Here is a 25,966-nt window from a genome sequence, read left to right as displayed (position 1 = left end):
CCCCGACGACCGTCGCGACCGCGACCGGCTGCCCCCTTCCCGACGGCCGCCGCCACGTCGCCGAACTCCGGGAACGTCTCCGGCCCGACGGGCTCCACCAGCACGTCGAGGATCCCGCCGCACGTCAGCCCGACCGCGAACGCGTCGTCGTCGCTGACCCCGTACCGCCGCACCACCGGCTCGCCGGACGCCAGCACCTCCCGCGCCACCTCGTACACCGCGCCCTCGACGCACCCGCCGGACACGCTCCCGGCCGCCTCCCCGCCCGCCGACACCGCCATCGCGGCCCCCGGCGGACGCGGCGCGCTCCGGAACGTCCGCACCACCGTCGCCAGCCCGAACGTCTCCCCGGCGGCGTACCAGCCGCCGATGTCCGCGAGCACATCACGCATGGGCGGTCGTCCTTCCGGTTCCCGCGATGAGGCGGGCGAGGCGTTCCAGGGCGGCGAGGCTGTGGCCGGAGGTGAAGTCGTCGACGTGCGGGAGCGCCGCCGCCATCCCGGCGGTCAGCGGCTCGTAACCGGGGCGCGCCTTGTGCGGGTTCGCCCAGATCACCCGGTGCGCGAGCCGGTGCAGGCGGGACATCTGCTCGCCGAGCAGGCCCGCGTCGCCGCGCTCCCAGCCGTCGGACGCGACGACGACGATCGCGCCGCGGGCCATGCCGGGGCGTCCGAAGCGGTCGAGGAACTCGCGCAGTTCCTCGCCGAGGCGGGTGCCGCCGCTCCAGTCGGGGATCGCCGCGGACGCCGCCGCGATCGCGGCGTCCGGGTCGCGGCGGCCCAGTTCCCGGGTGACGCGGGTCAGCCGCGTTCCGGCGGTGAACGCCTCGGCCGTCCGGCCGCCGGAGCGGACGGCGGCGTGCGCGAACCGCAGGAGCGCGTCGGCGTACGGGGCCATCGAGCCGCTGACGTCGACGATCAGCACGACGCGCGCGGGCGGTGCGCGCGGTGCCGCGGCAGGGCCGTCTCGCCGGCCGCGCCGCAGCGTCTCCGGACGGTCCGGGCCGGGTCGAGGCGACCGGCGGGCGCGGGCGCGAACCGGCGCGAGCGGCGGGGTTCGGCGCCCGCGTCCAGCAGCGCGACGAGCCAGGGCGACCTCGGCGCGTTCGGCGGCGCCGAGCCGCGACACGTCGCGTTCCCGCAGCGCCTCGGCGGGGCTCGCGGCGACCGCGCGCGCGTCGCCGGACCCGTCGCCGTCGCCGTCCGGTTCGAGCACCGGGGTCGGGTGCACGACGACCGGCGGCCGGCGCGGCGGGCGGGCCGTCTCGCCGGAGAAGTACGCGGCGAACGCCCGGTCGTAGCAGGGCAGGTCGTCCGGGCCCGCGCACAGCGTGAGGCGCCCCGCCCAGTACACGTCGGACGGGTCGAGGACGTCGAGGTGGCGCAGCGCCGCGATCATCGCCTGCAGCCGTTCGGGATCGGCGGCGCCGCCCGCCGCGCGCAGCGTGCGGGCGAACCCGGCGATCGTCCCGGTGACGTCCATGTCAGCCCGCGCCGAGGAGCGCGCCGCCGCGCTCCTGGTCCTCGCGGTACTTCAGGACGGCGCCGAGCGTCGCCGCGGCCGTGTCCGGGTCGAGTTCGCGGGCGCCGAGGGCGAGCAGCGCCTCGGTCCAGTCGAGGGTCTCGGCGACGCCGGGCGGCTTGAGCAGCCCGCCGCCCCGCAGCCGCCGCGCCGCGTCCGCGACCTGCCCCGCCAGGTGCGCGGTCGCGTCCGGCAGCCGCCGCCGGATGATCGCGACCTCCCGCTCGAACGACGGGTGCTCCAGCCAGTGGTAGAGGCAGCGCCGCTTCAGCGCGTCGTGCACCTCGCGGGTGCGGTTGGACGTGACGATCACGACGGGCGGGCGCTCCGCGCGGATCGTCCCGAGTTCGGGCACCGTGATCGTGAAGTCGCTGAGGATCTCCAGCAGGAACGCCTCGAACTCGTCGTCGGCGCGGTCGAGTTCGTCGACGAGCAGGACGCTCGGGGACGTCTCCAGCGCACGCAGCAGCGGACGGGCGAGCAGGAACCGGCGGTCGTAGAGTTCGCCTTCGAGGCTCGCGGCGTCGGCCGTCCCGGCGGCCTCGGCGGCGCGCAGGTGCAGGATCTGGCGCGGGAAGTCCCAGTCGTAGAGGGCCTGCGACGCGTCGAGCCCCTCGTAGCACTGCAACCGGATCAGCGGCGCCCGCAGCACCCGCGCGAGCGTCTTGGCCAGTTCGGTCTTGCCGACCCCGGCCTCGCCCTCCAGGAACAGCGGCCGTCCCATGCGCAGCGCGAGGAAGCACGCCGTCGCCAGCCCGTCGCCGCAGAGGTAGTCGTGCCGGTCCAGCAGGCCGGCGAGCTCCGCGGGCGAGGCGACCGCCCCGCCGACCGTATCCGCCACCACGGCACCAGGCTATCCGCCGAGATCACGGTTCGCCCATACCGGGAGGGCGGTTTCCCGACTGTCACCCTCGCGCCGCTGGACATCTCCCGTTGCGCGGCGGACGCTGAGCGCGACGGTCGGCGCACGGAGAGGGACGGGGCATGCGCGACGGTTCGCTCGCCGCGCTCGTGGTGCTCGGCGCGTTCCACGGGCTCAACCCGGCGATGGGCTGGCTGTTCGCGGTGACGCGCGGCCTGCAGGAACGCAGCCGCTCGCTCGTGGTGCAGGCGTTACCGGCGATCGCCGCGGGGCACGCGGCGTCCATCGCCGTCGTCGCGGTCGCCGTCGCGCTGGTCGGCGCGTTCGTCCCGGCCCGCTCCCTGGCCCTGGGCGGCGGCGTCCTGCTGGTGGTCTTCGGGCTGTGGCTGCTCGCCGGACGGCGCGCGCCGCACCGCGTCCCCGCGCCGGTGGGCCTGTGGCAGCTCGCGGGCTGGTCGTTCGTGATGTCGTCCGCGCACGGCGCGGGCCTGATGCTCGTCCCGCTCCTCACCCCCGCGGCGACGCCCGTCGCCGCCGGGCACCACGACCACGGCCTCGCGGACGCGTCCGGCAGCGCCCTGTCGGCGGGGATCTTCGTGACGGCCGTGCACACCGTCGCGATGTTCGCCGTGGCGGGGATCATCGCCGTGCTCGTCTACGAACTCGTGGGCCCGGCGATCCTCGGGCGCACCTGGTGGGACCTCGACCGCCTCTGGGCCGCGGCCCTGCTCCTCGCCGGCGCCTTCACCCTGGTCACGGCCCTGTAGCGGGTCAGTCGGGGTCGGGGGCTTCGGCGCGGGTCTTGAGGAGGGCGGCGAGTTCGGTGACCTGGCGGGCGGCGAGCTTCTTCTCGGCGCCGTTGATGCCCATGACGCCGAGGGCGGTGCCGTCGGACAGGTCGAGACGCGGCCAGGGGTCGCCGACGGTCATGGTGACGTCGACGACCTCGGGCCATTCGAGCCGGCGGGTGCGGAAGGCGTTGACGATCGTGAGGCCGGACTCGTCGGCGGCGACGCGGCAGCGGGCGAGCATGTGCAGGATCCACGCGACCCCGAGGCCGAACAGCACCATGAGGACGCGGTCGACGATCGTGAACTGGGGCGCCACGAACACGGCGAGCACGATCATCGCGAGGATGATCGCGCCCGCCGTGGCGTAGGCGACGAGCCGGGTGGTGCGGGGACGCCACTCGACCGGGAGGGCCGGGGTCTCAGTCAACGATCTTGGAGATGGGGATCTCGAGGATGTCGTGGGCGCCCGCGGCCTTCAGGGCCGGGATGAGGGTGTTGACGCCGCGCTTGGCGACGACCGACTCGACCGCGTTGGACTCGCCGCCCGCGAGGGACGTCACGGTCGGCGACGACATCGACGGCATGATGTCGAGGACCTTCGCCAGGTCGGCCTGGGCGACGTTCAGCTTGAGCAGGACGTTGCCGCGCGCGCGGATCGCGCCCTGCAGGAGGAGCGAGACGTCCTCCATGGCGGCGCGCTTCTCGGGGTTCTCGTAGGCCTCGCGGTTGGCGACCAGCTCGGTGTAGCTGGTGAGGAGGGTGTCGAGGATCCGCAGCCCGTTCTTGCGCAGCGACGAGCCGGTCTCGGTGAGGTCGACGATCGCGTCGACGATGTCGGGCACCTTCGCCTCGGTGGCGCCGTAGGACGGGACGACGCGCGCCTTCACTCCGTGCTGTTCGAGGAACCGCTCGGTCATCGCCGGGAACTCGGTGGAGATCCGGACGCCCTCGGGCAGGTCGGAGACGCTCTGCCACGGCGCGTCCTCGGGCACCGCCATGATCACGCGGACCGGGTTCGAGGTCGCCTTGGAGTACTTCAGCTCGCCGAGGCTCACGACGTCGGAGTCGGTCTCGGTGATCCAGTCGCGGCCGGTGATGCCGAGGTCGAACAGGCCCTGTTCGAGGTAGGTCGGGATCTCCTGGGGGCGCAGGACGCGGACGCGGTCGATGCGCGGGTCGTCGATGGAGGCGCGGTAGTCGCGGTCCGAGGTGCGCCGGACGGTGAGGTCGGCGGCGTCGAACAGCTGCATGGTCGCCTTTTCGAGGGACCCCTTGGGCAGGACGAGTGACAGCACGGAAACGGCCTTTCGGTGGGATGAGTTACGGGTGACCGGGGACGTTCAGGAGCCCGAATGCTCCAGGCCGAACCCGGCGTGACCGTGATGCCGCAGACCTCGCAGGGTCAGTGCCGTGTCGAGTGCGGCCACAGTCGCCTCCCATCCCTTGTCCTCGCGGCTGCCGGGCAGCCCGCTGCGCTGGATCGCCTGCTCAATGGTGTCACATGTGAGGACCCCGTTGCCCACCGGAGTCGACTCGTCGAGCGCGACGCGCGTCACACCGGCGGTCACCGAGTCGCAGACGTAGTCGAAATGGGCCGTGTCGCCGCGGATGACCGCGCCGAGGACGACGACGGCGTCGAGGTCGGGCGAGCTGCTGCGCCACGACGGGCAGTTCCAGGGCTCCGGCGACGCGGACGACCACGGTGTCGTCGATCCCGCACGCCTTCGCGGCCGCGAGGGCGCGCTCCAGCATCGGCTCGGTGATCGGCTCGTGCCAGCGGGTGCAGGCGACGCCGAGCGTGAGCCCGGACGCGTCGACGGCGGTGTCCTCGGGGCGTCCCGCTCCGCTCATGACAGTCCCTCGATCCGGTGTCCGAGACGGTCCCGCTTGACCGTCAGGTAGCGCCGGTTGTCCTCGGTGACGACCACCGGCATGGCTTCGCGGCCGAGCACGTCGATGCCGAACCCGTGCAGGCCCTGCAGCTTGGCCGGGTTGTTGGTGAGCACCCGTATCGAGCGTACGCCCAGGTCGCGCAGCATGTGCGCGGCGTTGGAGTACTCGCGGGCGTCGGCGGGCAGGCCGAGTTCCAGGTTGGCGTCGACGGTGTCGGCGCCGGCGTCCTGCAGCGCGTAGGCGCGCAGCTTGGCCAGCAGGCCGATGCCGCGCCCCTCGTGGCCGCGCAGGTACAGGACGACGCCGCGGCCCTCCTGCGCGATGCGCTCCATCGCGGCGTCGAGCTGGGTGCCGCAGTCGCACCGCTCGGAGTGCAGGACGTCCCCGGTGAGGCATTCGGAGTGCGCGCGGACCAGCACGTCGGCGCCGTCGCCGAGGTCGCCGAGGACGAGCGCGACGTGCTCGCCGCCGTCGACCTCGCTCGCGAACCCGACGGCGCGCCACGTCCCGTACCGGTTCGGCAGGCGCGTCTCGACGGCGCGGGTGACGAGGGGTTCGGTGCGGCGGCGGTACTCGACGAGCTGCTCGATGGAGATCAGCTTGAGGTTGTGCTCCTTGGCGAACACCTGCAGCTCGGGCAGGCGCGCCATGGTGCCGTCGTCGTTGACGACCTCGGCGAGGACGCCCGACGGGTGCAGGCCCGCCATCCGGGCGAGGTCGACGGCGGCCTCGGTGTGGCCGCGGCGGCGCAGCACGCCGCCCTCGCGGTAGCGCAGCGGGAAGATGTGGCCCGGCCGGACGAGGTCGCGCGGCTCCGACGCCGAGTCGCACAGCGTCCGGATCGTCCGGGCCCGGTCGGCGGCGGAGATGCCGGTGCTGACGCCGAGGCGCGCGTCCACGCTGACGGTGTAGGCGGTGCGCATCCGCTCGGTGTTCTGCGCGGTCATCAGCGGGATCTGCAGCCGGTCGAGGTCGGCGCCCTCCATCGGGACGCAGATGACGCCGCTGGTGTGGCGGATCGTGAAGGTCAGCAGCTCCGGCGTCGCCTTGGCGGCGGCGAAGATGATGTCGCCCTCGTTCTCGCGGTCCTCGTCGTCGACGACCACGACGGGCCGGCCCGCCGCGATGTCGGCGAGCGCCGCCGCGACGTCGTCGAAGATCCCGTTCCCGTTGTCGATCGCGTCGTCGCCGTTCATACCGTTCCCGTTCCTGCCGTCGTCGTTCGTGTCGTTGCCGCTCATGCGGTCACCGCCTTGTCCTTGGGGGTCGTGCGCGGGCCCCGGGCCTCCCGGGACTCGCGGAGCCAGTTGCGGAGCCCGGCCATCACCATCACGAAGAAGATCCCGTAGACGGCGCCGGAGACGTACAGCCCGGACTGCAGGGCCAGCGGGACGCCGACGAGGTCGACCAGCACCCACACGACCCAGAAGTCGACGAGGGCGCGGCTCTGCGCGAACGTCGCGACGGCGCTGCCGACGAAGATGTACGCGTTCGCCCACGGCGACCAGGCGATCTCCAGCCAGGGCAGGTGGGCGAACAGCTGGGCGACGACCGCGGTGCCGACGAGCAGCACCGCGACCAGCACGATCCGCTCGCGCGCGGTGCCCTGCCGGACGACCAGCCCTTCGCCGTCGCTCCGCCCCCGCGTCCAGCGGTGCCACCCGTACAGGGCGAGGCCGCAGAACAGCACCTGCTTGAGGGCGTTGCCGGGGACGTCGGCGTGCAGGGACGCCGCGAGGAGCAGGAGGGCGCCGGTGAGCTGCACCGGCCACGTCCAGATCGTCTTGCGCATGGCGAGCCACACGACCGCGAGCGAGAGCGCGTTGCCGATGAGATCGGTCCACAGGACGTGCTCACCGAAGACGGTGAAGCTCGCGTCGAGCCAGCTCATGCCCGGTCGCCCAGCATGCGCTCGACGTACTTGGCGACGACGTCGACCTCCAGGTTCACCGGGTCGCCGGGCTGCTTGCGGCCGAGCGTGGTGAGCGCGAGGGTGGTGGGGATGAGCGCGACGCTGAACCGGTCGCGCCCGCCTCGACGACGGTGAGGCTGATGCCGTCGATGGTGATCGAGCCCTTGTCGACCAGGTAGCGGCTCAGTTCGGCCGGCAGCGACACCGTGACGACGTCCCACCGCTCCCCCGGCTCCCGGGAGACGATCGCGCCGACGCCGTCCACGTGGCCCTGGACGAGGTGGCCGCCGAGCCGGTCGGACAGCCGGACGGGACGTTCCAGGTTCACCTTCGAGCCCGGTTCGAGCGCGCCGAGGCTCGATTTGGCGAGGGTTTCCTTGATGACGTCCGCGGTGAAGACCCCGTCGCGGACGTCGACGACCGTGAGGCACACGCCGTTGACCGCGATCGACGCGCCGTGGACGGCGTCCTGGGTGACGAGCGGACCGCGGATCGCGAGGGCGACCGAGTCCCCCTGGGGGTCGATCGAAGCGATCTCGCCGAGCTCCTCGACGATGCCGGTGAACACTCCCGGGCCTCCTACTCCAAAGGCTCCGGGGGTACGGCAAAAGCCCACTACGCCCCTGGACAGGGACGTACCGCGCGCTGCCTCCCATCCGGACTTTCACCGTCGGTCCCGGAGTTCCACCGGGTCAACCGGCCGATGGTTTCGGCCGGGTCGCGGACTGTCACCGCCGGTTCGGAATTGCACCGACCCCGGAGCACGCGTTTGATGCTTGTCAACCAGTGTGCCATGCCGGGCATTCCCCGGCCCATGTGAAAATCGCCACGGCCGCGCCGGTCCCGCCCAGCGGACGGGCGGACCGGTCGGGCCGTGGCGATGCGATGGGGTGCGATCGGGCTCTGCCCGGCGGCCGGCGGCGCGGGGCGTCCGGCGGGCGTCCGGCGGGGTGTCGGGCGCGTCTCGGGCGCGTCTCAGGCGCCGGTCAGGTGGGCCTCCAGGCCGTCCAGGAGCATCCCGCTGCCCTGCTCGGCCTGGTCGCGCTCCTGGGCGTTCTCGAAGACCTGGGAGAGCGTGACGCGGGCGCGGCCGTCGTCGCCGTCGAACTCCAGCGTCATCAGGACGGGCTCGTCCCGGCCGGGGACGTCCATGCCCATGACGAGCCGCTTGTGCGTCTCGACCTCGACGTAGGTCCCGCTGGTCGGGATCCGCGCGCCGCCGGGGATCACCATGACCGAGCTCCACCGGCCGCCGGGACGGACGTCCATGGAGACCTCCTCGGCGCTCGCCCACCGGCCGTAGCGCTCGGCGTCGGTCCAGGCGCTCCAGAGCTCGCCGACGGCGACGTTCAGCTCGCGGGTGAGGGTGTACGGGAAGCCGGTGCTCTCGGTCATCTCGGTTCTCCTTCGTTCGCCCCGTTTCCGGGGCTTTCCGTCCGACTGCCTCCAATTTATAGTCACGGTCCTTGATAGTCAAGACTCGTGACTAAAATCCGGGCGGCCGATCGGAGAACGGGACGAACGCGCGGGTCAGCGGGCGCTCGCGTCGGATTCGCGCCCCGTCGCGTCCCGCACGGCCTCCAGGGCCTCGGGGACGTCGGCGTGGGCGGGCATGAGCCGGTCGATGCCGGTCATGCTCAGCAGCCGGGTGAGCCGGGCGGGCACCGCCGCCAGCGTCAGCGACCCGTGCTCGGCGCGCAGCCGCCGGTAGAGCCGGATCAGCGCGTTCAGGCCGCTGGAGTCGCAGAACGGGACCTGGGACATCTCCAGGATCACGTTCGGGCGGCCCTGTCCCGCGGCCTCCAGGGCGGCGTCGGCCAGCAGCGGGCCGTTGTTCAGGTCGAGTTCTCCCACGACGGCGAGCACGGCGATCGTCCCGTGCCGCTCGGTCGTGGTCACGTCCAGCGCACTGCTCACGGTTCTCCCTCCTCGTCCGCCCGGGACGGCCGGGGCCCCGGGCCCGGCGGAGGCGCCAGCGGGAATCGCTCCCGCGGTACGCGGCCTCATGACGAACGCAGCCTCATGACGATGGGATGCCCGCCGGTTCCGGCCCGTACCGCGAAACCGTCCGGATTCCGGGGCGCGCGTGGGGACGCTCCGGGGCGGGCAGCGGCGGCACTCCCTGGGCGATTCTGTTGCCCTACGGCAACTTTCACGCTAGTTGTTGTCTGCGCGGTCGGCGAACCCGGTGGGAGACCGGCGGGACGGCGGGACCGGACGTGGATCCGCCGCACCTCGCCCGGCCTTCGTCCGGGCGACCCGGCGTCGATGCGGGGGGAGCGGCGGCGGTGGACTCCATCGCCGTCGCTTCGCCGCGACGGACGCCCCCCCAGGCGAGGTCCGCTCAGGCGAAGGCGAGCGTCACGGCGTCCGGGGCGGGGACCAGCGCGGTGAGATCCTCGATGATGTGGTGAGCCTCACCCAGCGCCTCGGGCGGGTGGCTGGTGGTGACGGCGAGGACGGTGGCGCCCGCGGCGCGCCCGGCGGCCACCCCGGCCGGGGCGTCCTCGACGACGACGCAGGCGGACGGGTCCGCGCCGAGCCGCGCGGCGGCCCGCAGATAACCGGACGGGTCGGGCTTGCCGTGCCGGACGTCCTCGGCGGTGACCACCACGTCCGGCAGCGGGATCCGCGCGGCGGCGGAGCGGGCGGCGAGCTGCGCGCGGTCCATGGAGGTGACGAGCGCCCAGGGCAGGCCGTTCATGCCCGCCAGGAGGTCGCGGACGCCGGGGAGGGCGGTGATGCCGTCGGTCCCGGCGGCCTCCAGCTCGTCCAGCCGGGCCGTGGCCGCGGCGACGCGGTCCGCGGGCAGGAAGTCGGCGACGCGGTCGCTCGTGCGGCGCCCGTGGGAGCCGGTGAGGAACTCGTCGGGGTCGATGCCGTACTCGGGCGCCCACAGGCGGGCCGCGTGCTCGACGAGGGGCGTGGAGTCGATGAGCGTGCCGTCCACGTCGAACAGGACGGCGGCGCACGGCAGGCGCACCGCGCCCGCCGGCCCGTCCGTCGGCGGGCCGTCCGTCACCAGTCCGCCTTGGCGGTGGCCTCCTCGGCCCGGCCGCGCAGCCGCCGGACGGCCTCGGCCGGGTCGTCGGCGCCGTAGACGGCGTTGCCCGCGACGAACACGTCCGCGCCCGCCTCGGCGCAGCGCTCGATCGTCTCGGCGCTCACGCCGCCGTCGACCTGCAGCCAGACGGGCAGGTCGCGGCCCTTGATCAGCTCGCGGGCGCGGCGGACCTTCGGCAGCACGACGTCGAGGAACTTCTGGCCGCCGAAGCCGGGCTCGACGGTCATCAGCAGGAGCATGTCGATCTCGCCGAGGAGGTCCTCGAAGCCGTCGACGGGCGTGGCCGGGTTCACTCCGAGGCCCGCGCGCGCCCCGGCGGCGCGGATGGCGCGCAGGGTGCGGATGGGAGCCTTGGCCGCCTCGGCGTGGATGGTGACGCTGCCCGCGCCCGCCTCGGCGTACTCGGGGGCCCAGCGGTCCGGGTCCTCGATCATGAGGTGGCAGTCGAGCGGGAGGCGGCTGCTCTTCAGCAGCGACCGGACGACCGGGAGCCCGAGGGTGAGGTTCGGGACGAAGTGGTTGTCCATGACGTCCACGTGCACCCAGTCGGCGGAGTCGGCGATGCGCTCGACGTCCTCGGCCAGCCGGGCGAAGTCTGCGGACAGGATGCTGGGTGAGATCTGCGGAGCCATGATGCGACGAGTCTATTGGGGGCGGCCGGGCGGTCCGTCACCCGGCCGGGTGACGGCGGGGGTGGTTTCCGGCCGGGACGGCGCCGCCAGGCCCAGGCGGGCGAACGCGACGGGCGCCCCGGCCACCGTCCACAGCGCGACGAGCGCCTGGACGGCGAACGCCTGGACCGGGTGCGGGCCGTCGAACGGCAGGTTGAGCGCGAGCAGCGGCAGGGCGCCCGCGATCCCGACGCCGAGCCGGGCGAGGCCGCGCGGGACCGTCCCGGCGGGGCCGGGCAGCCCGCGCCGGGCCATGATCGACAGACCGGCGAGGACCCCGAACAGGGCGCCCGTGAGCATCGCCGGCTGGGCGAGGCTCATCGGCTCGATGTCGCCTCCGGCCTGGAGGATGGCCCGCCGCCAGCGCAGCGGGTACCGGAAGTCCTCGATCGGCTGGAACGCGCCCCAGGCGGCGGCCATCAGCAGCAGCGGCGCCCCGAGCGACAGCAGCGCCTGGACGGCCGCGCGCCGCCGCGTCCACCACGCGGCGACGGCGGGCCCGGCGGTGAGCGCGAGCAGCAGGAGGGCCCCGCCGATCGCCCAGCCCGCCAGGACCTGCCACACCGAGTGGGCGCCCAGGTAGACGCGGGACACGCCGATCACGACGATCAGCACGGCGGCGCCCGCCCGCGGCAGCGGCCGCCGGGCCTGCGACGCCAGGAACCCCCACGCGACGATCCCGTTCTGCGCGTGGCCGGACGGCATCCCGAACGACGAGTGGGCCGCGAGGCCCTCGACCGCCGGGTCCGTCCAGAAGGGCCGGGGGTCGTGGAAGACGAGCTTGAGCAGCGTGTTCAGCGTCGCGCTGAGCAGCAGCAGGGCCGCGGCGCGCGCACCGAGACGAGGTGCGACACACCAGTACAAAACCACCAGCAGCGGAACGTAGAAGGCCGCACTCCCCACCGCGGAAACCGCGTGCATGAAGCCGGTGAGCACGGACCTCCCCTCCTCGCCGGAGGACCCGACTCCGAACCCGGGCCCTCGTCAAGGTGAACGTCAGGTGCGCCGCAAGAGTGCCAGGAACATCGCGTCCGTGCCGTGGCGGTGCGGCCAGAACTGCGCGTACGGGCCGTCGCCCAGGCCGCCGAGGCCGGGCGCGAGCCCGGTCAGGACGGACGGTGCGTCGAGCCGTTCCGCGCCGCCGTGCGACCGGACGACGTCGTCGACCACGACGCGGGTCTCGGCGAGGTGCGGCGAGCACGTGACGTAGGCCACCACGCCGCCGGGACGGGTCGCGTCGAGCGCGGCCGCGAGCAGCCGCCGCTGCAGCGGGCCGAGTTCGGCGACCGCCTCCGGGCCGCGCCGCCAGCGGGCCTCCGGGCGGCGCCGCAGCGCGCCGAGGCCGGTGCAGGGCGCGTCCACCATGACCCGGTCGAAGGTGCCGGGACGCCACGGCGGTGCGGTGCCGTCGGCGGCGAGCACCCCGGCCCGCCCGTCGACGGCGCCGAGCACGAGCCCCGCCCGGTGCGGCTGGAGGTCGGCGGCGACGAGCCGCGCGTCCCGTCCGGTGCCGACGGCCGACAGCAGGCCCGCCTTGCCGCCGGGCCCCGCGCACACGTCGGCCCACAGCGCGTCGCGCCCGTCCACGGGCGCTCGGCGAGCGCGAGGGCGACGAGCTGGCTGGCCTCGTCCTGGACGGCGGCGCGGCCCTCCCGGACGGCGGCGACGGCGGACGGGTCGCCGTCGGGCAGGACGGCGGCGTACGGCGAGTACGGGGCCGGTTCGGCGCCCGCGCCGGTCAGCTCGGCGAGCGGTGGCGCGGCCCGGCCGGGCGACGAGCGTCACCCGGGGGCGGGCGTTGTCGGCGGCGAGCAGGTCGTCGATCTCGGCGCTGCCGACGGCGTCGCGCAGCGCCGACACGATCCACTTCGGGTGGCTGTGCGCGATCGACAGGCGGGTGACCGGGTCGGCGTCCGGCGGCGCGACGATCGCGAGCCAGGCGTCGAGGTCGCGGCCCGCGACCTTGCGCAGCACGGCGTTGGCGAACTTGGCCTGGCCGGGCCCGGTGACCGCGCGGGCCAGCTCCACGGTGGTGCCGACCGCGGCGTGCGGCGGGATGCGGGTGGCGAGGATCTGGTGGGCGCCGAGCCGCAGCACGTCCAGCAGCGGGGCGTCGATGCGGCGCAGCTCGCGGTCGCTGCACAGGGCGAGGACGGCGTCGTAGGTGCCCGCGCCGCGCAGGCGTCCCGTAGGTCAGCTCGGTGGCGAGCGCGGCGTCGCGGCCGCCGAGGTCGCGGTCGCGGAGCCGGGCGGGCAGCAGCAGGTTGGCGTAGGCGTCGCGGGTCTCGACGGCGCGGATGACGTCGAAGGCGGTGCGGCGGACGAGGTCCTGCGGGCGTCCGGTGCGGCGCGGGCCGGCCGGGCGCCGCCCGGCGCCGCCGTTCCCCTTGCCCCGGTTGCCCTGGTTGCCCCGGTTTCCGCCGTGTCTGCGGGTGTGCGGCATCAGTGCAGCGCGTCCTCATCGGTGATGGCGGCGCCGCGGGCCCAGTCGGCGGCCCGCATGGGCCGCTTGCCGGGCGGCTGGACGTCGCCGAGGACGACCGGGTGCGTGGCCGTCCCGACCAGTACTTCCTTCTTGCCCGCCCGCAGCCGCCCCGGCGGCAGCGCGCGCGTCCGCGTCGGCGGGCACCGGACGGACGGGCCCGAGCTTCAGCCGCGCGCCGCGGAACTCCGTCCACGGGCCCGGCGCGGGCGTGCAGGCGCGGACGAGCCGGTCGACGTGCCGGGCCGGGGCCGTCCAGTCGACGCGGGCGTCCTCGGGGTTCAGCTTCGCGGCGTGCGAGACGCCCTCGGCCGGCTGCGGGCGCGCCTCCAGCGCCCCCGCCTCGATGCCGTTCATCGTCTCCAGCAGCAGGCCCGCGCCCGCCTCCGCGAGCCGTCCGAGCAGGTCGCCGGAGGTGTCGTCCGGCCGGATCGGCTCGGTCAGCACCCCGTAGACGGGGCCGGTGTCGAGCCCCTCCTCGATCTCGAACGTGGCCGCGCCCGTCACGTCGTCGCCGTGCAGGATGGCGCGCTGGACGGGCGCCGCGCCGCGCCACGCGGGCAGCAGCGAGAAGTGCAGGTTCACCCAGCCGTGCCGGGGGATGCCGAGCGCCTCGCGGGGCAGCAGCGCCCCGTAGGCGACGACCGGGCAGCAGTCGGGCGCGATCTCCCGGAGCCGGTCGAGGAACTCGGGGTCGCGGGCCTTCGCCGGCTTGAGCACCTCGATCCCGGCCGCGGCGGCGCGCTCGGCCACCGGGCTCGCGGCGACGCGGCGGCCCCGGCCCGTGCGCCCGTCCGGGCGGCGACGACGGCGGCGACCTCGTGGCCGGACCCCAGCAGCGCGTCCAGCGACGGCAGCGCCGTGGCCGGCGTGCCCGCGAAGACGAGCTTCATCAGATCGCCTTCCCGAGGGTGCGGTGCGGCGACTCCTTCACGACCGGCGCCGGGTCGCCGAACCACTCGGCCTCCCGGATCGCCTTCATCGCGGCCTTGCGCTGGTCGGCGTCCATCCGGTCGATGAAGATCACGCCGTCCAGGTGGTCGGTCTCGTGCTGGACGCAGCGCGCCAGCAGGTGCGTGCCCTCCAGCGTGATCGGCTCGCCGTGCATGTTGAAGCCCTTGGCGACGACCCCGACGGCGCGCGGCGTCGGGAACGCCAGACCGGGCAGCGACAGGCAGCCCTCGTCGTCGGTCTCCTGCTCGTCCGTCAGGTCCAGGGTGGGGTTGACGACGTGGCCGAGGCGGTCGTCCACGTAGTAGGTGAACACGCGCAGGCCGACGCCGAGCTGCGGCGCGGCCAGCCCCACGCCGGGGGCGTCGATCATCGTGTCGGTGAGGTCCTTGACGAGCTTGCGCAGCTCCTTGTCGAAGTCCTTCACCGGCTCGGCGGGGGTGCGCAGCACGGGATCGCCGAAGAGGCGGATGGGCTTGACGGGCAAGGAGGACTCCGTTTCCTGCGGTGACGGACGCTCGATCACGGCGCGTCGCGTGGGACGTACCGTCCAGTTTACGGAGCCGTCAGGCGGATCGCGCCTTGTAGGCGGCGGTGCGGGCGGACTTGGCGACGGCCCGGTCGGGATGGTGGTCGCCGAGCGCCTCCAGCACCTCGACCAGGTCGGGGTGCTCGATGCGCCACAGCTCGTCCATCATCGCGGCCATGTCGTCGTCGGCGGGGACGTCGCCGAGCGCCTCGACGACCGCCTCGGCGGCGTCGGTGGCCTCCATCATCCCGGCGACCGTGTCGACGAACACCCACAGGTACTCGTCGCGGGTCAGCTCCCGGCCCGCCGGGTCGCCCGCCGACACCAGCCACATCGCCGCGTACGGGGCGGCGAGCGGATGGTCGCCCGCCGCGCGGACGACGGGCGCGGCCTCCGCGCCGATGCTCTGCAGGACCGACGCGCGAGGTTGCGGGCGCCCGGCCCGCCCGTCCGGATGACGTCGAGGAGCTCCGCGGCGGCCGCGGCGGCGTCCCGGCGGGCCAGCCAGCCGTCGATCTCCTCGTCGGCGGTGTCGGTGCGGTGCCACACCAGGCCCGCGACCAGTTCGGCCGCCGTCGCGTCCGCCAGATCGCCGACGACCGGCGCCAGGAACCCGTCGGCGACCAGCAGTTCCCGGACCGCCCAGACCGCGAGCGGCGTCAGCGCGCGGCCGTCCTCCCCGGCGGGCTCGACGATCCCCCACTCCTGCAGGACGCCCAGCTCCCGGACGAACGCGTCGCCGAGGACCTGCGACACCGCCGCGCCCTCCTCCTCGAACACGTACTGCTCGCCGATGTGGTCGATCATCGCGGCGAGGAGCGTGGCCAGCGGGATCGGCTCCTCCTGCTCGTACAGGTGGATCAGGACGCCGGTCAGCGCGTTCTGCACCAGCTCGTCCGCGTCGAGGCCGTCCTCGTAGTCGTGCTCGGGCACCACGACGGCGTCGAACAGCGGCAGCCACGCGCCGAGCAGCTCGGCGTCGTCCCCGGACCGCAGCCCGGCCAGCGCCGGGCCGGGCGCGGCGCGGCCGCCCTCGACCTCGATCGCCTCGGCGGCCGCCGCCGCCCACCAGAGCCGCTCCAGGGCGTCGCCGCCGCCGTCCTCCCCGTCCGGCTCCGGCAGGCCGAGGACGCGGCGGGGGGCGCCGCGTCGGCGTCGGCGAGGGTCTCGTGCTCGGTGAGGTCGCGTTCGCCCGTCCACTCGGCCAGCGCGACGACGGCCGCGGTGAGCCGGGACGCGCGCGCCGCCGCGGCCAGCTCGGCCTCCGCCGCGATCCGGACGGGCGGGACGACGCGCTCCTCGACCTCGCGCAGGTACTCCTCGGTGCGGGCGAACCGCTCCGCCTCCGGGAGGTTCTCGAACTCGCGCACCCACTTCTCTACGGCCTCCGGGTCGTCCACGGCGACGCCGTCGGACTGCATCAGCCCGGCGACGACCTCCGCGGCGGCCCGCTGCTCGTCGTCGTCGAAGTCGCCGACGATCTCGGCGAACTCGGGCGCGATCCGGTCGATCTCGGTCTCCAGCGCGGCCGCGTCCGGTGCGGTGACCGTCCCGGAGTCGCGCAGGTACGCGACGATGCCGCGCAGCGCCGTCAGGACGGTGGGGACGTCGTCGGACCACGCGGCGACCAGCTCGGGGAACACCTCCAGCATGAGGGTGCGGAGCTTCTCGGGGGTCAGCTCCCCGGGGCCCTGCAGGTCCAGCTCGTCCCGCATCAGCTCCAGCAGGATCCGCGTCCCCTGCCCGTCGAGCTTCTCACCACGCTCGTCCGCCCACCGCCGCAAATCGCGTTCGGTCGGCTCCACCCAGTTATCGGCCACCAGAGCACCCTATTGGTCAGATCAGCTCCAGGGGGTCGATCTCGACGCGTACGGCCTCCGCGGCCTTCCGCGCACTGCGAACACCCCGGGCCTCCTTCAGCGCGCGCGCGAGCGCGGCCCCCTCTCGGGGGGGGACGCGACGAGCGCCCGCTCCCGCTCCGGGCCGTCGCTCCGCTGCGCGCCGGGCGCCTGCGGGACGGGCACGGGCCCCAGCACCTCCGCGCCGTCCGGGAGGCGCGCCGTCGCCCAGCAGGTCGCCGGATCGCGGCGGGCGTGCCGGTCAGCGACGCCATCCGCACCGCCGGCGGGAACCCCGCCTCGCGCCGCTCGGCCAACTCCCGCTCGGCGAACGTGACCGGATCCCACCGGACGAGCGCCTGCACCGGCGGCAGCGACCCCTCCGCCGCCACCACCACCGGCCCGCCCGGACGGACGAGCGCCGCCGCGTTCATCCACCGGCGCAGCGCCTCCTCGGCGGCCCGCAGGTCCGGGCGGCCCAGCAGCACCCACCCGTCCAGCAGCAGCGCGGCCGTGTAGCCGTCCCCGGCGGCCGGCTCGGCCCCCGGCGTCGCCACCACGAGCGCCCGTTCCGTCCCGATCCCGTCGAGGATCGCGTCCCGTCCCGACGTGCGCACCGCCACGCCGGGGAACGCGCGGCCCAGCTCCTCGGCCGTCCGCTTGGCGCCCACCACCACCGCGCGGACCTGGAAGAACCGGCACTCACCGCACCGCCAGTCGCCCGCGATGCGGCCGCACCAGCGGCAGAACGGCGCGGCGTGCGACGACGGCAGCGCCAGCGGGCCCTGGCACGCCGCGCACCGCGCGGGCGTCCTCGGGCCGCACGCCAGCCCCGGCACGTAGCCCCGCCTCGGGACCTGCACCAGGACCGGACCGTCCGCCAGTGCGCGGCGCGCCGCCTGGAACGCCATGTTCGGCAGCCGCGCCGTGCGGGCGGCGGCGTCGCGGGCCAGCTCCGCGTCCTCGCCGATGAACCGGACGCGCGGCATCACCTGCCGGATCCGCGCCCGGTCCGGGGCGAGCGCGTGCGCCCAGCCGGTCTCGACCAGCCGGGTCGCCTCCGTCGTCCGGGTGAACCCGCCGATCAGCGCCGCCGCGGCCGACCGGTGCGCCCGCAGCGCCAGCACCTCGCGCGGATGCGGGTAGGGCGCGTGCTGCTCGGCGTGCACGTCGTCGCCGTCGTCCCACAGCACGACCAGCCCCAGGTCGGCGACGGGCGCGAACATCGCCGCGCGCGTCCCGACGACAGCGCGTGCCGTCCCGCGCAGGACCGCCAGCCACCTGCGGTACCGCTCCGCGGGCCCCGGCTCGGCGGTCAGCGCGACGTGCCGTCCCTCCCCCAGCTCCGCGGTCAGCGCGGCGTCCACCCGCGCCACGTCCCGGCCGTCGGCCAGCACCACCAGCGCGCCGCGCGCGCGCAGCGCCGTCGCGACGGCCCGCGCGCGATCGCGTCCGTCCAGCGGGGGCCGGGCACGCCGTCCACACCGCGAGCGCGCCCGCCCTTCGGCCAGCGCGGTCAGGAACGACGCCCCCGCCGGGTACTCGGCCCACGGCCCCGGCCCCGCGTCCTCCTCGATCGGGGGCGGCGGCTCCGGGGCCTCCTCCGCCTCGACGCGCGCGTGCCGCGGCGGGACGGCGAGCCGCACGACGTCCGCGAACGTCCCGGCGTACCGGTCGGCGACCTCCCTGGCCAGCGCGGCGATCTGCGGGGTCAGCACCGGTTCGGGCGAGGTGACCCGCTCCACGAACATCAGCGCGCCCTCGTGGTCGCTCTCGGCGACGCGCTCCAGCAGCAGGCCGTCCACGAGCTGCCCCCGGAACCGGACCCGCACCCGGCACCCCGCGACCGCCTCGGCGTCCAGCTTGGCGGGCACCAGGTAGTCGAACGGCCGGTCGAGGTGCGGCAGCGGGATGTCGACGGCGACCCGCGCGACGGGCAGCTCCGCGGCGGGGACCTTGGCCCCCTTCTTGGGCGGCTTCTTCGCCGCCTTCTTCGCCTCCCCGGCCTTCGCCGGGACCCGCGGGAGATCACCGAGCCCGGGGATGAGCTCCGCTCCCCCGCCGTCTCCCCCGCCCGCCTTCGTCACGTCCCCGTCCTACCAGACGCCTACGACCGCACCCCGCCCCGCGCGGTCGGGCGGGGCCCGTTTTGTACCTGGTGACGGTTCGCGGAATCATTGGCGGATGCCTCCCACGCCACATCGGTTCATCGTGTCCCGGCAGGCGCCGTGAGCGTCACGCGAGCGCCCGGGCCGCTGAGCGTCCGGTTCGAGGAGGCACCGCCGGGGCGTCCCGCCGCGCCCGCGCCGCCGTCGTGGCGGCGCTGGGCCGACCCGCGGCGTCCGGTCACCGCGGCGGCGCTGACGGCGGCCGTCCTGCACCTGGTGTGGGCGCTGTTCCTGGCGACCGAGGGCGGCGACCTCGCCGCGCAGGCCGCCTGGACGGACTTCGCCGCCGAACATCCCGGCGCCGCCTACAGCTTCTCCTGGTACGGCGGGATGCACCCGGCGTCCTACAGCGTCGTCTCCCCGTACGTGATGGCGCTGTTCGGGATCCGGACGGTCGCGACCGTGACGGGCGTCCTGTCGGCGGTGCTGACCGCGCACCTGCTGGTGCGGTTCCGCGCGCCGGTGGCGCTGCCCGCGGCGGTGTGGGCGGCGTTCGCGCTGGCCTGCAACAGCGCGTCCGGACGCACGACGTTCGGGCTGGGGCTGACGTTCGCGCTCGGCGCGACGGTCCTGGTGTTCACCCGGCGCGGCACGCCCGCGCTGCGCGGCGCCGGGATGGTCGCATGCGGCCTGGCCGCGTCCCTGGCCAGCCCGGTCGCCGGGCTGTTCCTGCTGGTGCTGGCGGGCGCCCTCGTGCTGACCCGGCGGTTCCGCGTCGCGGTCGCGGTCGGGGCGGGGCTCCCGCTCGTCTCCGGGACGACGAGCGTGCTGTTCCCGTTCAACGGGGTGCAGCCGATCTCGTTCGACGCGATCGTGCTCCCGACGGTCGCGAGCGTCCTCGCGATCCTGTTCTGCGCGCCCGCGACCTGGTGGTTCGTCCGGATCGCCGCCGGTGTGTACCTCGCCGGGATCCTGCTGACGTGGCTCATCCCGTCGCCGGTGGGCAGCAACGTCGAACGGCTGTCGCTGCTGTTCGGCGGGATGTTCCTGCTCGTCGCCATCGGGTGCGTGCGGGGCCGGGCGAAGCTGACGGCGCTGTCGCTGGCGTTCGTCGTGACGGCCGCCTGGCAGGTCGTGAAGCCCGTCGACGACCTCGTCCACACCGAGCCCGCCGGCCGCGCAGCCGACCACGCGCGCGGCCTCGTGGCCGAACTGGAGGCCCTGGACGCGGACGAGAGCCGCATCGAGGTCGTGCCGCTGCGGTCGCACTGGGAGTCGTCGGGGCTGGCCCGCGGTTTCGTCCTGGCGCGCGGCTGGAACCGGCAGGTCGACGCGGAACGCCACGGGCTGTTCTACGAGGACGGGGCGCTCACCGCCGAGTCGTACCGCGCCTGGCTGGACGAGTGGGCGGTGAAGTGGGTCGTGCTGCCCGCGCAGGAGGTCGACTGGGCGGCCGAGGACGAGGCGGCGCTCGTCCGGTCGGAACCGGCGTACCTGGCGGAGGTGTGGCGCGACGACCACTGGCGCCTGTTCCGGGTGCGGCACGCCACCCCGCTCGTGGACGCGCCGGGCACGGTGACGCGGCTGACCGCGGGCGAGCTCGTCGTCGACATGCCGTCCGCGGGGTCGGTGCTGGTGCGGGTCGCGTGGTCGCCGTGGCTGGACGTCTCCGGCCCGGGGGCGGGCTGCCTGCGGCGCGAGGGCGAGTTCGTGCGGCTGCGCGTCCCGTCGGCGGGCCGCTACACCCTGGCGGCGCGTTACGGCGCCCTGGGCCACGGGACGCACTGCCCGGCGTGACCGCGCGCCGAAGGCCCCGGGCGCGCGACGCGCCCGGGGCCCGGTTGCGGGCGGAAGCCTAGAGCCCGGCGGCGGAGGCCAGGGCCTTCGCGCGGTCGGTGGACTCCCAGGAGAAGTCGGGCTCGGAACGGCCGAAGTGACCGTAGGCGGCCGTCTGGGAGTAGATCGGGCGGAGCAGGTCGAGGTCGCGGACGATGGCGCCCGGGCGGAGGTCGAAGACCTCGTGGACGGCCTTCTCGATCTTCTCCGGGTCGATCTTCTCGGTGCCGAAGGTCTCGACGAACACGCCGACCGGGTGGGCCTTGCCGATCGCGTAGGCGACCTGGACCTCGGCGCGGTCGGCGAGGCCGGCGGCGACGATGTTCTTGGCGACCCAGCGCATCGCGTACGCGGCGGAACGGTCGACCTTGGACGGGTCCTTGCCGGAGAACGCGCCGCCGCCGTGCCGGGCCATGCCGCCGTAGGTGTCGACGATGATCTTGCGGCCGGTGAGGCCGGCGTCGCCCATCGGGCCGCCGATCTCGAAGCGGCCGGTCGGGTTGACCAGCAGCCGGTAGCCCTCGTTCTCGAGCTCGAAGGCGGCCAGCACCGGGTCGACGACGTGCTCCTTGATGTCCGGGGTCAGCAGCTCCCGCAGGTCGATGTCGGGGGCGTGCTGGGACGACACCACGACGGTGTCGAGGCGGACGCCGCGGTCGCCGTCGTACTCGATGGTGACCTGGGTCTTGCCGTCGGGGCGCAGGTAGGGCACGGTGCCCTCCTTGCGGACGGCCGACAGCCGCTGCGCGAGCCGGTGCGCCAGCGTGATCGGCAGCGGCATCAGCTCGGGGGTCTCGTTGGTGGCGTAGCCGAACATGAGGCCCTGGTCGCCGGCGCCCTGCTTGTCGAGGTCGTCGCCGCGCTTGTCGCGGTCGGCGTCGTCGCGGGTCTCGTAGGCGTCGTCGACGCCCTGGGCGATGTCGGGCGACTGCGCGCCGATGGACACCGACACGCCGCAGGAGTGGCCGTCGAAGCCCTTCTTGGACGAGTCGTAGCCGATGTCGAGGATCTTCTCCCGGATCAGCGCCGGGATGTCAACGTAGGTGTCGGTGGTGACCTCTCCGGCCACGTGCACCTGACCGGTCGTGATCATTGTCTCGACGGCGACCCGGCTCTTCGGGTCGTCCTTGAGCATCGAGTCGAGGATCGCGTCACTGATCTGGTCCGCGATCTTGTCCGGGTGTCCTTCGGTGACGGACTCGGAGGTGAACAGGCGGCGAGACACGTACGTGAACTCCTTGCAGCGGCTGCTGACTGACGTCGCAGAACGAATGGTACTCGGGTCGGCGGGGGTCGCCCCGCCCGGGCGACCCTGAGGGTTCAATCGGGCAGTCTAGCGGGCGCGATCAACCCCGCGGTTTCAGGCGGGCGGCCACCAGGTCCCAGACGGTGTCGGCCAGCGCCTCCTTCGCACCGCGCGGGACGTCGGTGCGGGAGCCGTCCGCGCCGAGCACGACCGCGGCGTTGTCGGGCGTCCCGAACGCGAGGTTCTCGCCGACCTGGTTGACGACGAGCAGATCGCTGCGCTTGCGGGCGAGCTTCGCCCGGCCGTTGGCGAGGACGTCGTCGGTCTCCGCCGCGAACCCGACGATCACCTGGTCGGGACGGCGGCGCTCGCCGAGCTCGGCGAGGATGTCGGGGTTCTTGACGAGCTCGATCGGCTCCGGCTCGCCGTCCGGCGTCTTCTTGATCTTCGAGCCCCGGTAGGCGGCGGGCCGGAAGTCGGCGACGGCGGCGGCCATCACGACCGCGTCGGCGTCCCCCGCGGCCTTCAGGACGGCTTCGCGCATCTCCTCCGCGGACCCGACGGGCACGACGCGGGCGCCCGCGGGGTCGGGCAGGGCGACGTTGGCGGCGACGACCGTGAGCCCGGCGCCGAGCGCGACGGCGGTGCGGGCGAGCGCGTACCCCTGCAGGCCGGACGAGCGGTTGCCGAGGAACCGGACGGGGTCGAGCGCCTCGCGCGTCCCGCCCGCCGAGACGACGACGTGCCGTCCGGCGAGATCGTCCGCTGGGGTCGGGCCCGTCCGCGGGGGCGCCGCGCGCGAGGACGCGGCGGGCCACCTCGAACAGCTCGGCCGGGTCGGCAGTCGCCCGGGGCCGGTGTCGGCGCCGGTGAGCCGACCGGCGGCGGGCTCGACGACGATCGCGCCGCGGGACCGCAGCGTGGCGACGTTGTCGCGGGTGGCGGGGTGCTCCCACATCTCGGTGTGCATCGCGGGCGCGAACACCACCGGGCAGCGGGCGGTGAGCAGGGTGTTGGTGAGCAGGTCATCGGCCAGGCCGTGCGCGGCGCGGGCGAGCAGGTCGGCGGTGGCGGGCGCGACGAACACCAGGTCGGCGGTCTGCCCGAGCCGGACGTGCGGGACTTCGGCGACGCCGTCCCAGACCTGCGGGGAAACGGGGTGGCCCGACAGCGCCGCCCACGTGGGTTCGCCGACGAAGCGCAGCGCGTCCGCGGTGGGGACGACGCGCACGTCGTGGCCCGATTCGGTGAGCCGCCGCAGCAGCTCGCACACCTTGTAGGCAGCGATGCCCGCGCCGACTCCGAGGACGACGCGGGGCTTACCGGACGTCATGCCGATCACTCTCCCGGCTCACCGGTCCGGCGCACGCTCCCCCAGGCGCGGGTCCCCGGTCCGTTCGGGCCGCGTCCGCCGGTTCCGGTCGCGGGCGGCCCGGCTGGTCTCAGCCCTCGATGGGCTCGGCGTTGAGGAGGCCCTCGCGCGTCTCGCGGAGCGCGATCGACAGGGGCTTCTCCTGGACCTGGGTCTCGACGAGCGGGCCGACGTACTCCAGCAGGCCCTCGCCGAGCTGGGCGTAGTAGGCGTTGATCTGCCGGGCGCGCTTGGCCGCGATGCTCACGAGGCCGTACTTGGTGTCGACGACCTCGAGAAGCTCGTCGATCGACGGGTTGGTGATGCCTTCGCTGCTGGCTGCCACTCCGTGGCCTTCCACTAGGGTGCGGGCCGCGTCCGCCGAGGGCGGACTTCGGTCATTGAACAGCCATCAAGGTTACCAGCTCGGAGCACACGTCCCGGACGGACGTGTTGACGAGCGTCAGGTCGAACTCCTTCTCGGCGGCGAGCTCGACGCGCGCGGCGTCCAGGCGCCGTTCGATCACCTCGGGGGGCTCGGTGCCGCGGCCGGTGAGGCGGCGGACGAGTTCGTCCCACGAGGGGGGCGCGAGGAACACCAGTTGCGCCTGCGGCATGGTCTGCCGCACCTGCCTGGCGCCCTGCAGGTCGATCTCCAGCAGGACGGGCTCGCCGCGGGCGAGCCGTTCCTCGACGGGCTTGCGGGGGGTGCCGTACCGGTTGCCGGCGAACTCCGCCCATTCGAGGAGTTCCCCTTCGGCGACGAGCCGGTCGAAACCGGCGTCGTCGACGAAGAAGTACTGCACGCCGTGCGTTTCGCCCGGGCGGGGGGCCCGGGTGGTCACCGAGACCGACAGCCACACCCGGGGGTGTGAGCGCCGGATCTCGGCGACGACCGTGCTCTTGCCGACGCCCGACGGTCCGGACAGGACCGTCAGCCGCCGGGCGAGCGGCCCGTGCGTTCGGGAGCCGTCCGGCGCAGTCATGGGTGCGCCGGAGTCGGGCGGGATGGTGCCGGCGTCCGCGGGCTCGCCGCCGGGGAGCCCGGCACCGGTCGAACCGGTGCCCGGCGCCCCGTCCTCCGGGAGCCCGGAGCCGGCCGCGGCGGTCGAACCGCCGCGCCCGTCCGTGAGTCGCGCGTCAGCGGTTCGCACTTCCGCCGAACTCACGCTCCAGGGAGGCACGCTGGTTGGCGCCGAGGCCCCGCACACGGCGGGACTCGGCGATGCCCAGGCGCTCCATGATCTGCTTCGCACGAACCTTGCCCACACCGGGCAGCGATTCCAGGAGGGCCGACACCTTCATCTTTCCGATGATGTCGTCGGTCTGACCCTCCTTGAGAACCTCGGCGAGCGAGGTTCCCCCGTGCTTGAGCTTGTTCTTAACCTCGGCCCGCTCCTTGCGAGCCTTGGCAGCCTTCTCCAGGGCTGCGGCGCGCTGTTCGGGGGTTAGGGGCGGAAGAGCCACGCCGGGTCACCTCAGGTTTCCACTCGACGGAGTCGGACGGGTTGGGAAACTAGCGAGTTCTTCCCCCATAAGGCAACGTGAAGTGCCGTTTAGCCCACCACAAATTCACGAATATCACTCCCCGGAGTGTCCTCAATACAGAGTGTACACAACTTGGACGGTCCGGAAGTCGACCCCTGCACCTTGCTGGGACTTTCGAAAGATCGTGAAAAACCCCCCAATCCGACCCGCTTTGCGGCACTAGGTACCGGTCCGCACGGCGTTCCGGACCCCGCGAGCCCCTCCGCGCCGCCCCGTCGGAACGGTCCGGCGGACGTCCGGAACCCCCGGGGAACCCGCCGTGTGAACCTCCCCACAGGACGTCCCGACCGAGTGACGCTCGTCACGCCGCACCGTTCCGCACGTCGTGACGGCCGCGCAACTGCCATCCTCGACAACACCCGCCCGCCAAGATCGTTTCCGCACCGGAGGCCCGCCGCCCGACATCGCTCCCCCCGTCTCGTGCCCGGCTCGCGTCTGTCTCGCGTCCGGGCGCGCGCCTTCGCGTCCGTCCGGGACCGCGCTCGTCCGTCGGGTCGAGAACGGTCCCGTCGCGCTGGAAACGCTCCGGCGAGACCAGTTCGTGAACGCCCCGGACGTTCACCGCGTATCGCATTGCGGAAGTCCCGGGCCCGCATTCGCGTGCCCGCTAAAACCGCATTGGGTGATCGAGGACACGCCTACTGCGCGCCCACTGCACGCGCCGCTAAATCCGGCTCGCAAAGCAAATCTCGCCATACGGACCACGCGCGCCCCATAATGCGGCGCGCCGCCCGGAAGGCATGACCCGCATCGTGACCCGCCCCCAGTCAGGACGAGCCGCGCCGCCGCCGGGACGACCGCCATGGCACGGAGCACGAACCCCTCCGGGATGACCTCCGCCGGACATCGTCCCACGTCAGCGCCGGTATGCCGCACCGGGGGTCCCCTCCGGACATCCATGTATCTTCGCCACCGATCACCGCAGACGCGACATCTCGCCCATGTCGCCGCGTCCATGGCGAAACATGACCCACCCGGAGTCAGGACGAACGCCGCACCACGACGACGTCCGCCAGGGAAGCCGACCAAGATCCACTTCCGGGCGGGCCATGGACGAGACCGTGGCCAGAGCCCAGACGAGACCTAGACGAAGCAGAGACGAGACCGAGGCCGAGCCCGGACGAGACCCGACGCGCCCTAGACGAAACGGGAGCCAGAGCCGATACGAGACCGGCGAGCCCCGCAGGAAACCCCCGGGCCGCGGTCCAGGCGAGCCCAGACGAGGCCGACCCGCCCCGGACGGAATCGGGGCCGGAGTCCGGACGGGGTCGGGTGGAGCCTCGACGCGGCCGTGACGGGCCCCGGAGGGGGCGCGTCCGGGGCGGGTCAGGGCGCGGGGGCGGCGGGCCCCTCGGCGGAGGGT

The 25,966-nt window shown here is 74.3% G+C and carries 23 protein-coding genes, 5 pseudogenes and 1 riboswitch; of the genes and pseudogenes, 2 read left to right on the top strand and 26 right to left on the bottom strand.

Translation table 11 applies throughout. The features are described from left to right. The 3 genes and pseudogenes from BJF79_RS03255 to BJF79_RS03245 form a co-directional block, all read right to left on the bottom strand. Nucleotides 1–392, bottom strand: a pseudogene (locus tag BJF79_RS03255) (XdhC family protein); the annotation flags it as partial. Further along, on the bottom strand, nt 385–1,482 hold the full coding sequence (locus BJF79_RS03250; protein WP_075894910.1) for a vWA domain-containing protein: 1,098 nt from the start codon (nt 1,480–1,482) through the stop codon (nt 385–387). The pseudogene BJF79_RS03255 and the gene BJF79_RS03250, both read right to left, overlap by 8 nt. 1 nt (nt 1,483) lies before the next feature. Next, on the bottom strand, nt 1,484–2,362 hold the full coding sequence (locus BJF79_RS03245; RefSeq protein WP_410050034.1) for an AAA family ATPase: 879 nt from the start codon (nt 2,360–2,362) through the stop codon (nt 1,484–1,486). Between the two features lie 143 nt (nt 2,363–2,505). Here BJF79_RS03245 and BJF79_RS03240 point away from each other — a divergent pair, with 143 nt between their 5' ends. Next, nucleotides 2,506–3,150 (top strand): hypothetical protein, encoded by a 645-nt coding sequence (locus tag BJF79_RS03240; RefSeq protein WP_075894908.1) that lies wholly within the window; start codon nt 2,506–2,508, stop codon nt 3,148–3,150. Between the two features lie 4 nt (nt 3,151–3,154). On the opposite strand, the gene BJF79_RS03235 is transcribed toward BJF79_RS03240, so the two are convergent. From BJF79_RS03235 to BJF79_RS03150, 18 genes and pseudogenes are all read right to left on the bottom strand, one after another. Beyond that, a complete protein-coding gene (locus tag BJF79_RS03235; RefSeq protein ID WP_075894907.1) occupies nt 3,155–3,601 on the bottom strand; it encodes a PH domain-containing protein in 447 nt (148 codons plus the stop codon). Continuing rightward, nucleotides 3,594–4,469, bottom strand: coding sequence for an ATP phosphoribosyltransferase (gene hisG, locus BJF79_RS03230; RefSeq protein ID WP_075894906.1), 876 nt, complete (start codon nt 4,467–4,469; stop codon nt 3,594–3,596). The genes BJF79_RS03235 and hisG overlap by 8 nt, the downstream gene beginning before the upstream one ends. Nucleotides 4,470–4,514: 45 nt before the next feature. Next, nucleotides 4,515–5,025 (bottom strand): annotated as a pseudogene (gene ribH / locus BJF79_RS03225) (6,7-dimethyl-8-ribityllumazine synthase). Then, the gene (locus BJF79_RS03220) at nt 5,022–6,263 is read right to left on the bottom strand and encodes a bifunctional 3,4-dihydroxy-2-butanone-4-phosphate synthase/GTP cyclohydrolase II (protein ID WP_075894915.1); all 1,242 of its coding nucleotides are present in this window, start codon (nt 6,261–6,263) and stop codon (nt 5,022–5,024) included. The pseudogene ribH and the gene BJF79_RS03220 overlap by 4 nt, the downstream one beginning before the upstream one ends. A 41-nt stretch (nt 6,264–6,304) precedes the next feature. Next, entirely contained in the window at nt 6,305–6,958 is a 654-nt protein-coding gene (gene pnuC, locus BJF79_RS03215; protein ID WP_075894905.1) for a nicotinamide riboside transporter PnuC, read from the bottom strand. After that, a pseudogene (locus BJF79_RS03210) lies at nt 6,955–7,547 on the bottom strand (riboflavin synthase). Before BJF79_RS03210 ends, pnuC begins: the two are co-directional and overlap by 4 nt. A 70-nt stretch (nt 7,548–7,617) precedes the next feature. Continuing rightward, nucleotides 7,618–7,748, bottom strand: a riboswitch (FMN riboswitch). 206 nt (nt 7,749–7,954) lie between these two features. Beyond that, complete coding sequence (locus BJF79_RS03205; RefSeq protein ID WP_075894904.1) at nt 7,955–8,374, bottom strand: SRPBCC domain-containing protein; 420 nt, start codon at nt 8,372–8,374, stop codon at nt 7,955–7,957. 135 nt (nt 8,375–8,509) lie between these two features. Continuing rightward, a complete protein-coding gene (locus tag BJF79_RS03200) occupies nt 8,510–8,896 on the bottom strand; it encodes an STAS domain-containing protein (protein ID WP_075894903.1) in 387 nt (128 codons plus the stop codon). Nucleotides 8,897–9,323: 427 nt separating this feature from the next. After that, nucleotides 9,324–10,001 carry an HAD-IA family hydrolase gene (locus tag BJF79_RS03195; RefSeq protein ID WP_262401457.1) on the bottom strand — a complete coding sequence of 226 codons (678 nt, stop codon included), beginning with the start codon at nt 9,999–10,001 and terminating at the stop codon, nt 9,324–9,326. Beyond that, a complete protein-coding gene (gene rpe, locus BJF79_RS03190) occupies nt 9,998–10,675 on the bottom strand; it encodes a ribulose-phosphate 3-epimerase (protein WP_075894902.1) in 678 nt (225 codons plus the stop codon). The genes BJF79_RS03195 and rpe overlap by 4 nt, the downstream gene beginning before the upstream one ends. A gap of 12 nt (nt 10,676–10,687) precedes the next feature. Further along, nucleotides 10,688–11,650, bottom strand: coding sequence for a phosphatase PAP2 family protein (locus tag BJF79_RS03185; protein WP_075894901.1), 963 nt, complete (start codon nt 11,648–11,650; stop codon nt 10,688–10,690). 60 nt (nt 11,651–11,710) lie between these two features. Then, nucleotides 11,711–13,157, bottom strand: a pseudogene (locus BJF79_RS03180) (RsmB/NOP family class I SAM-dependent RNA methyltransferase). Further along, a pseudogene (fmt, locus tag BJF79_RS03175) lies at nt 13,157–14,089 on the bottom strand (methionyl-tRNA formyltransferase). Before fmt ends, BJF79_RS03180 begins: the two co-directional pseudogenes overlap by 1 nt. Next, nucleotides 14,089–14,634, bottom strand: coding sequence for a peptide deformylase (def, locus tag BJF79_RS03170; RefSeq protein WP_075894913.1), 546 nt, complete (start codon nt 14,632–14,634; stop codon nt 14,089–14,091). The pseudogene fmt and the gene def overlap by 1 nt, the downstream one beginning before the upstream one ends. Before the next feature lie 79 nt (nt 14,635–14,713). After that, nucleotides 14,714–15,010: a hypothetical protein gene (locus BJF79_RS03165; RefSeq protein ID WP_075894900.1), complete on the bottom strand. Its 297-nt coding sequence runs from the start codon at nt 15,008–15,010 to the stop codon at nt 14,714–14,716. Continuing rightward, nucleotides 14,968–15,612: a hypothetical protein gene (locus BJF79_RS03160; RefSeq protein WP_143219662.1), complete on the bottom strand. Its 645-nt coding sequence runs from the start codon at nt 15,610–15,612 to the stop codon at nt 14,968–14,970. Before BJF79_RS03160 ends, BJF79_RS03165 begins: the two co-directional genes overlap by 43 nt. Beyond that, the gene (locus tag BJF79_RS03155; protein WP_143219661.1) at nt 15,549–16,496 is read right to left on the bottom strand and encodes a hypothetical protein; all 948 of its coding nucleotides are present in this window, start codon (nt 16,494–16,496) and stop codon (nt 15,549–15,551) included. Before BJF79_RS03155 ends, BJF79_RS03160 begins: the two co-directional genes overlap by 64 nt. Further along, entirely contained in the window at nt 16,391–18,601 is a 2,211-nt protein-coding gene (locus BJF79_RS03150; RefSeq protein ID WP_410050033.1) for a primosomal protein N', read from the bottom strand. Before BJF79_RS03150 ends, BJF79_RS03155 begins: the two co-directional genes overlap by 106 nt. A 141-nt stretch (nt 18,602–18,742) precedes the next feature. Between BJF79_RS03150 and BJF79_RS03145 the strand changes: the two genes are divergently transcribed. Next, complete coding sequence (locus BJF79_RS03145) at nt 18,743–20,419, top strand: MFS transporter (RefSeq protein WP_262401456.1); 1,677 nt, start codon at nt 18,743–18,745, stop codon at nt 20,417–20,419. A gap of 58 nt (nt 20,420–20,477) precedes the next feature. On the opposite strand, the gene metK is transcribed toward BJF79_RS03145, so the two are convergent. From metK to mihF, 5 genes are all read right to left on the bottom strand, one after another. Next, entirely contained in the window at nt 20,478–21,683 is a 1,206-nt protein-coding gene (gene metK / locus BJF79_RS03140; RefSeq protein WP_075894897.1) for a methionine adenosyltransferase, read from the bottom strand. A 121-nt stretch (nt 21,684–21,804) separates the two neighbouring features. Further along, a complete protein-coding gene (gene coaBC / locus BJF79_RS03135) occupies nt 21,805–23,037 on the bottom strand; it encodes a bifunctional phosphopantothenoylcysteine decarboxylase/phosphopantothenate--cysteine ligase CoaBC (RefSeq protein WP_262401455.1) in 1,233 nt (410 codons plus the stop codon). Nucleotides 23,038–23,146: 109 nt separating this feature from the next. Further along, nucleotides 23,147–23,401, bottom strand: a complete 255-nt coding sequence (gene rpoZ, locus BJF79_RS03130) for a DNA-directed RNA polymerase subunit omega (RefSeq protein WP_026405772.1) — start codon at nt 23,399–23,401, stop codon at nt 23,147–23,149. A gap of 52 nt (nt 23,402–23,453) precedes the next feature. Continuing rightward, nucleotides 23,454–24,065: a guanylate kinase gene (gene gmk, locus BJF79_RS03125; RefSeq protein ID WP_410050035.1), complete on the bottom strand. Its 612-nt coding sequence runs from the start codon at nt 24,063–24,065 to the stop codon at nt 23,454–23,456. Nucleotides 24,066–24,195: 130 nt separating this feature from the next. Continuing rightward, nucleotides 24,196–24,522 carry an integration host factor, actinobacterial type gene (mihF, locus tag BJF79_RS03120; protein WP_075894896.1) on the bottom strand — a complete coding sequence of 109 codons (327 nt, stop codon included), beginning with the start codon at nt 24,520–24,522 and terminating at the stop codon, nt 24,196–24,198. Nucleotides 24,523–25,966: the final 1,444 nt, after the last annotated feature.

Source organism: Actinomadura sp. CNU-125 (assembly GCF_001942465.1).
Classification (GTDB): domain Bacteria; phylum Actinomycetota; class Actinomycetes; order Streptosporangiales; family Streptosporangiaceae; genus Spirillospora.
The sequence above is the reverse complement of the archived record's forward strand: the minus strand, read 5'-3'. Positions and strand labels throughout refer to the sequence as shown.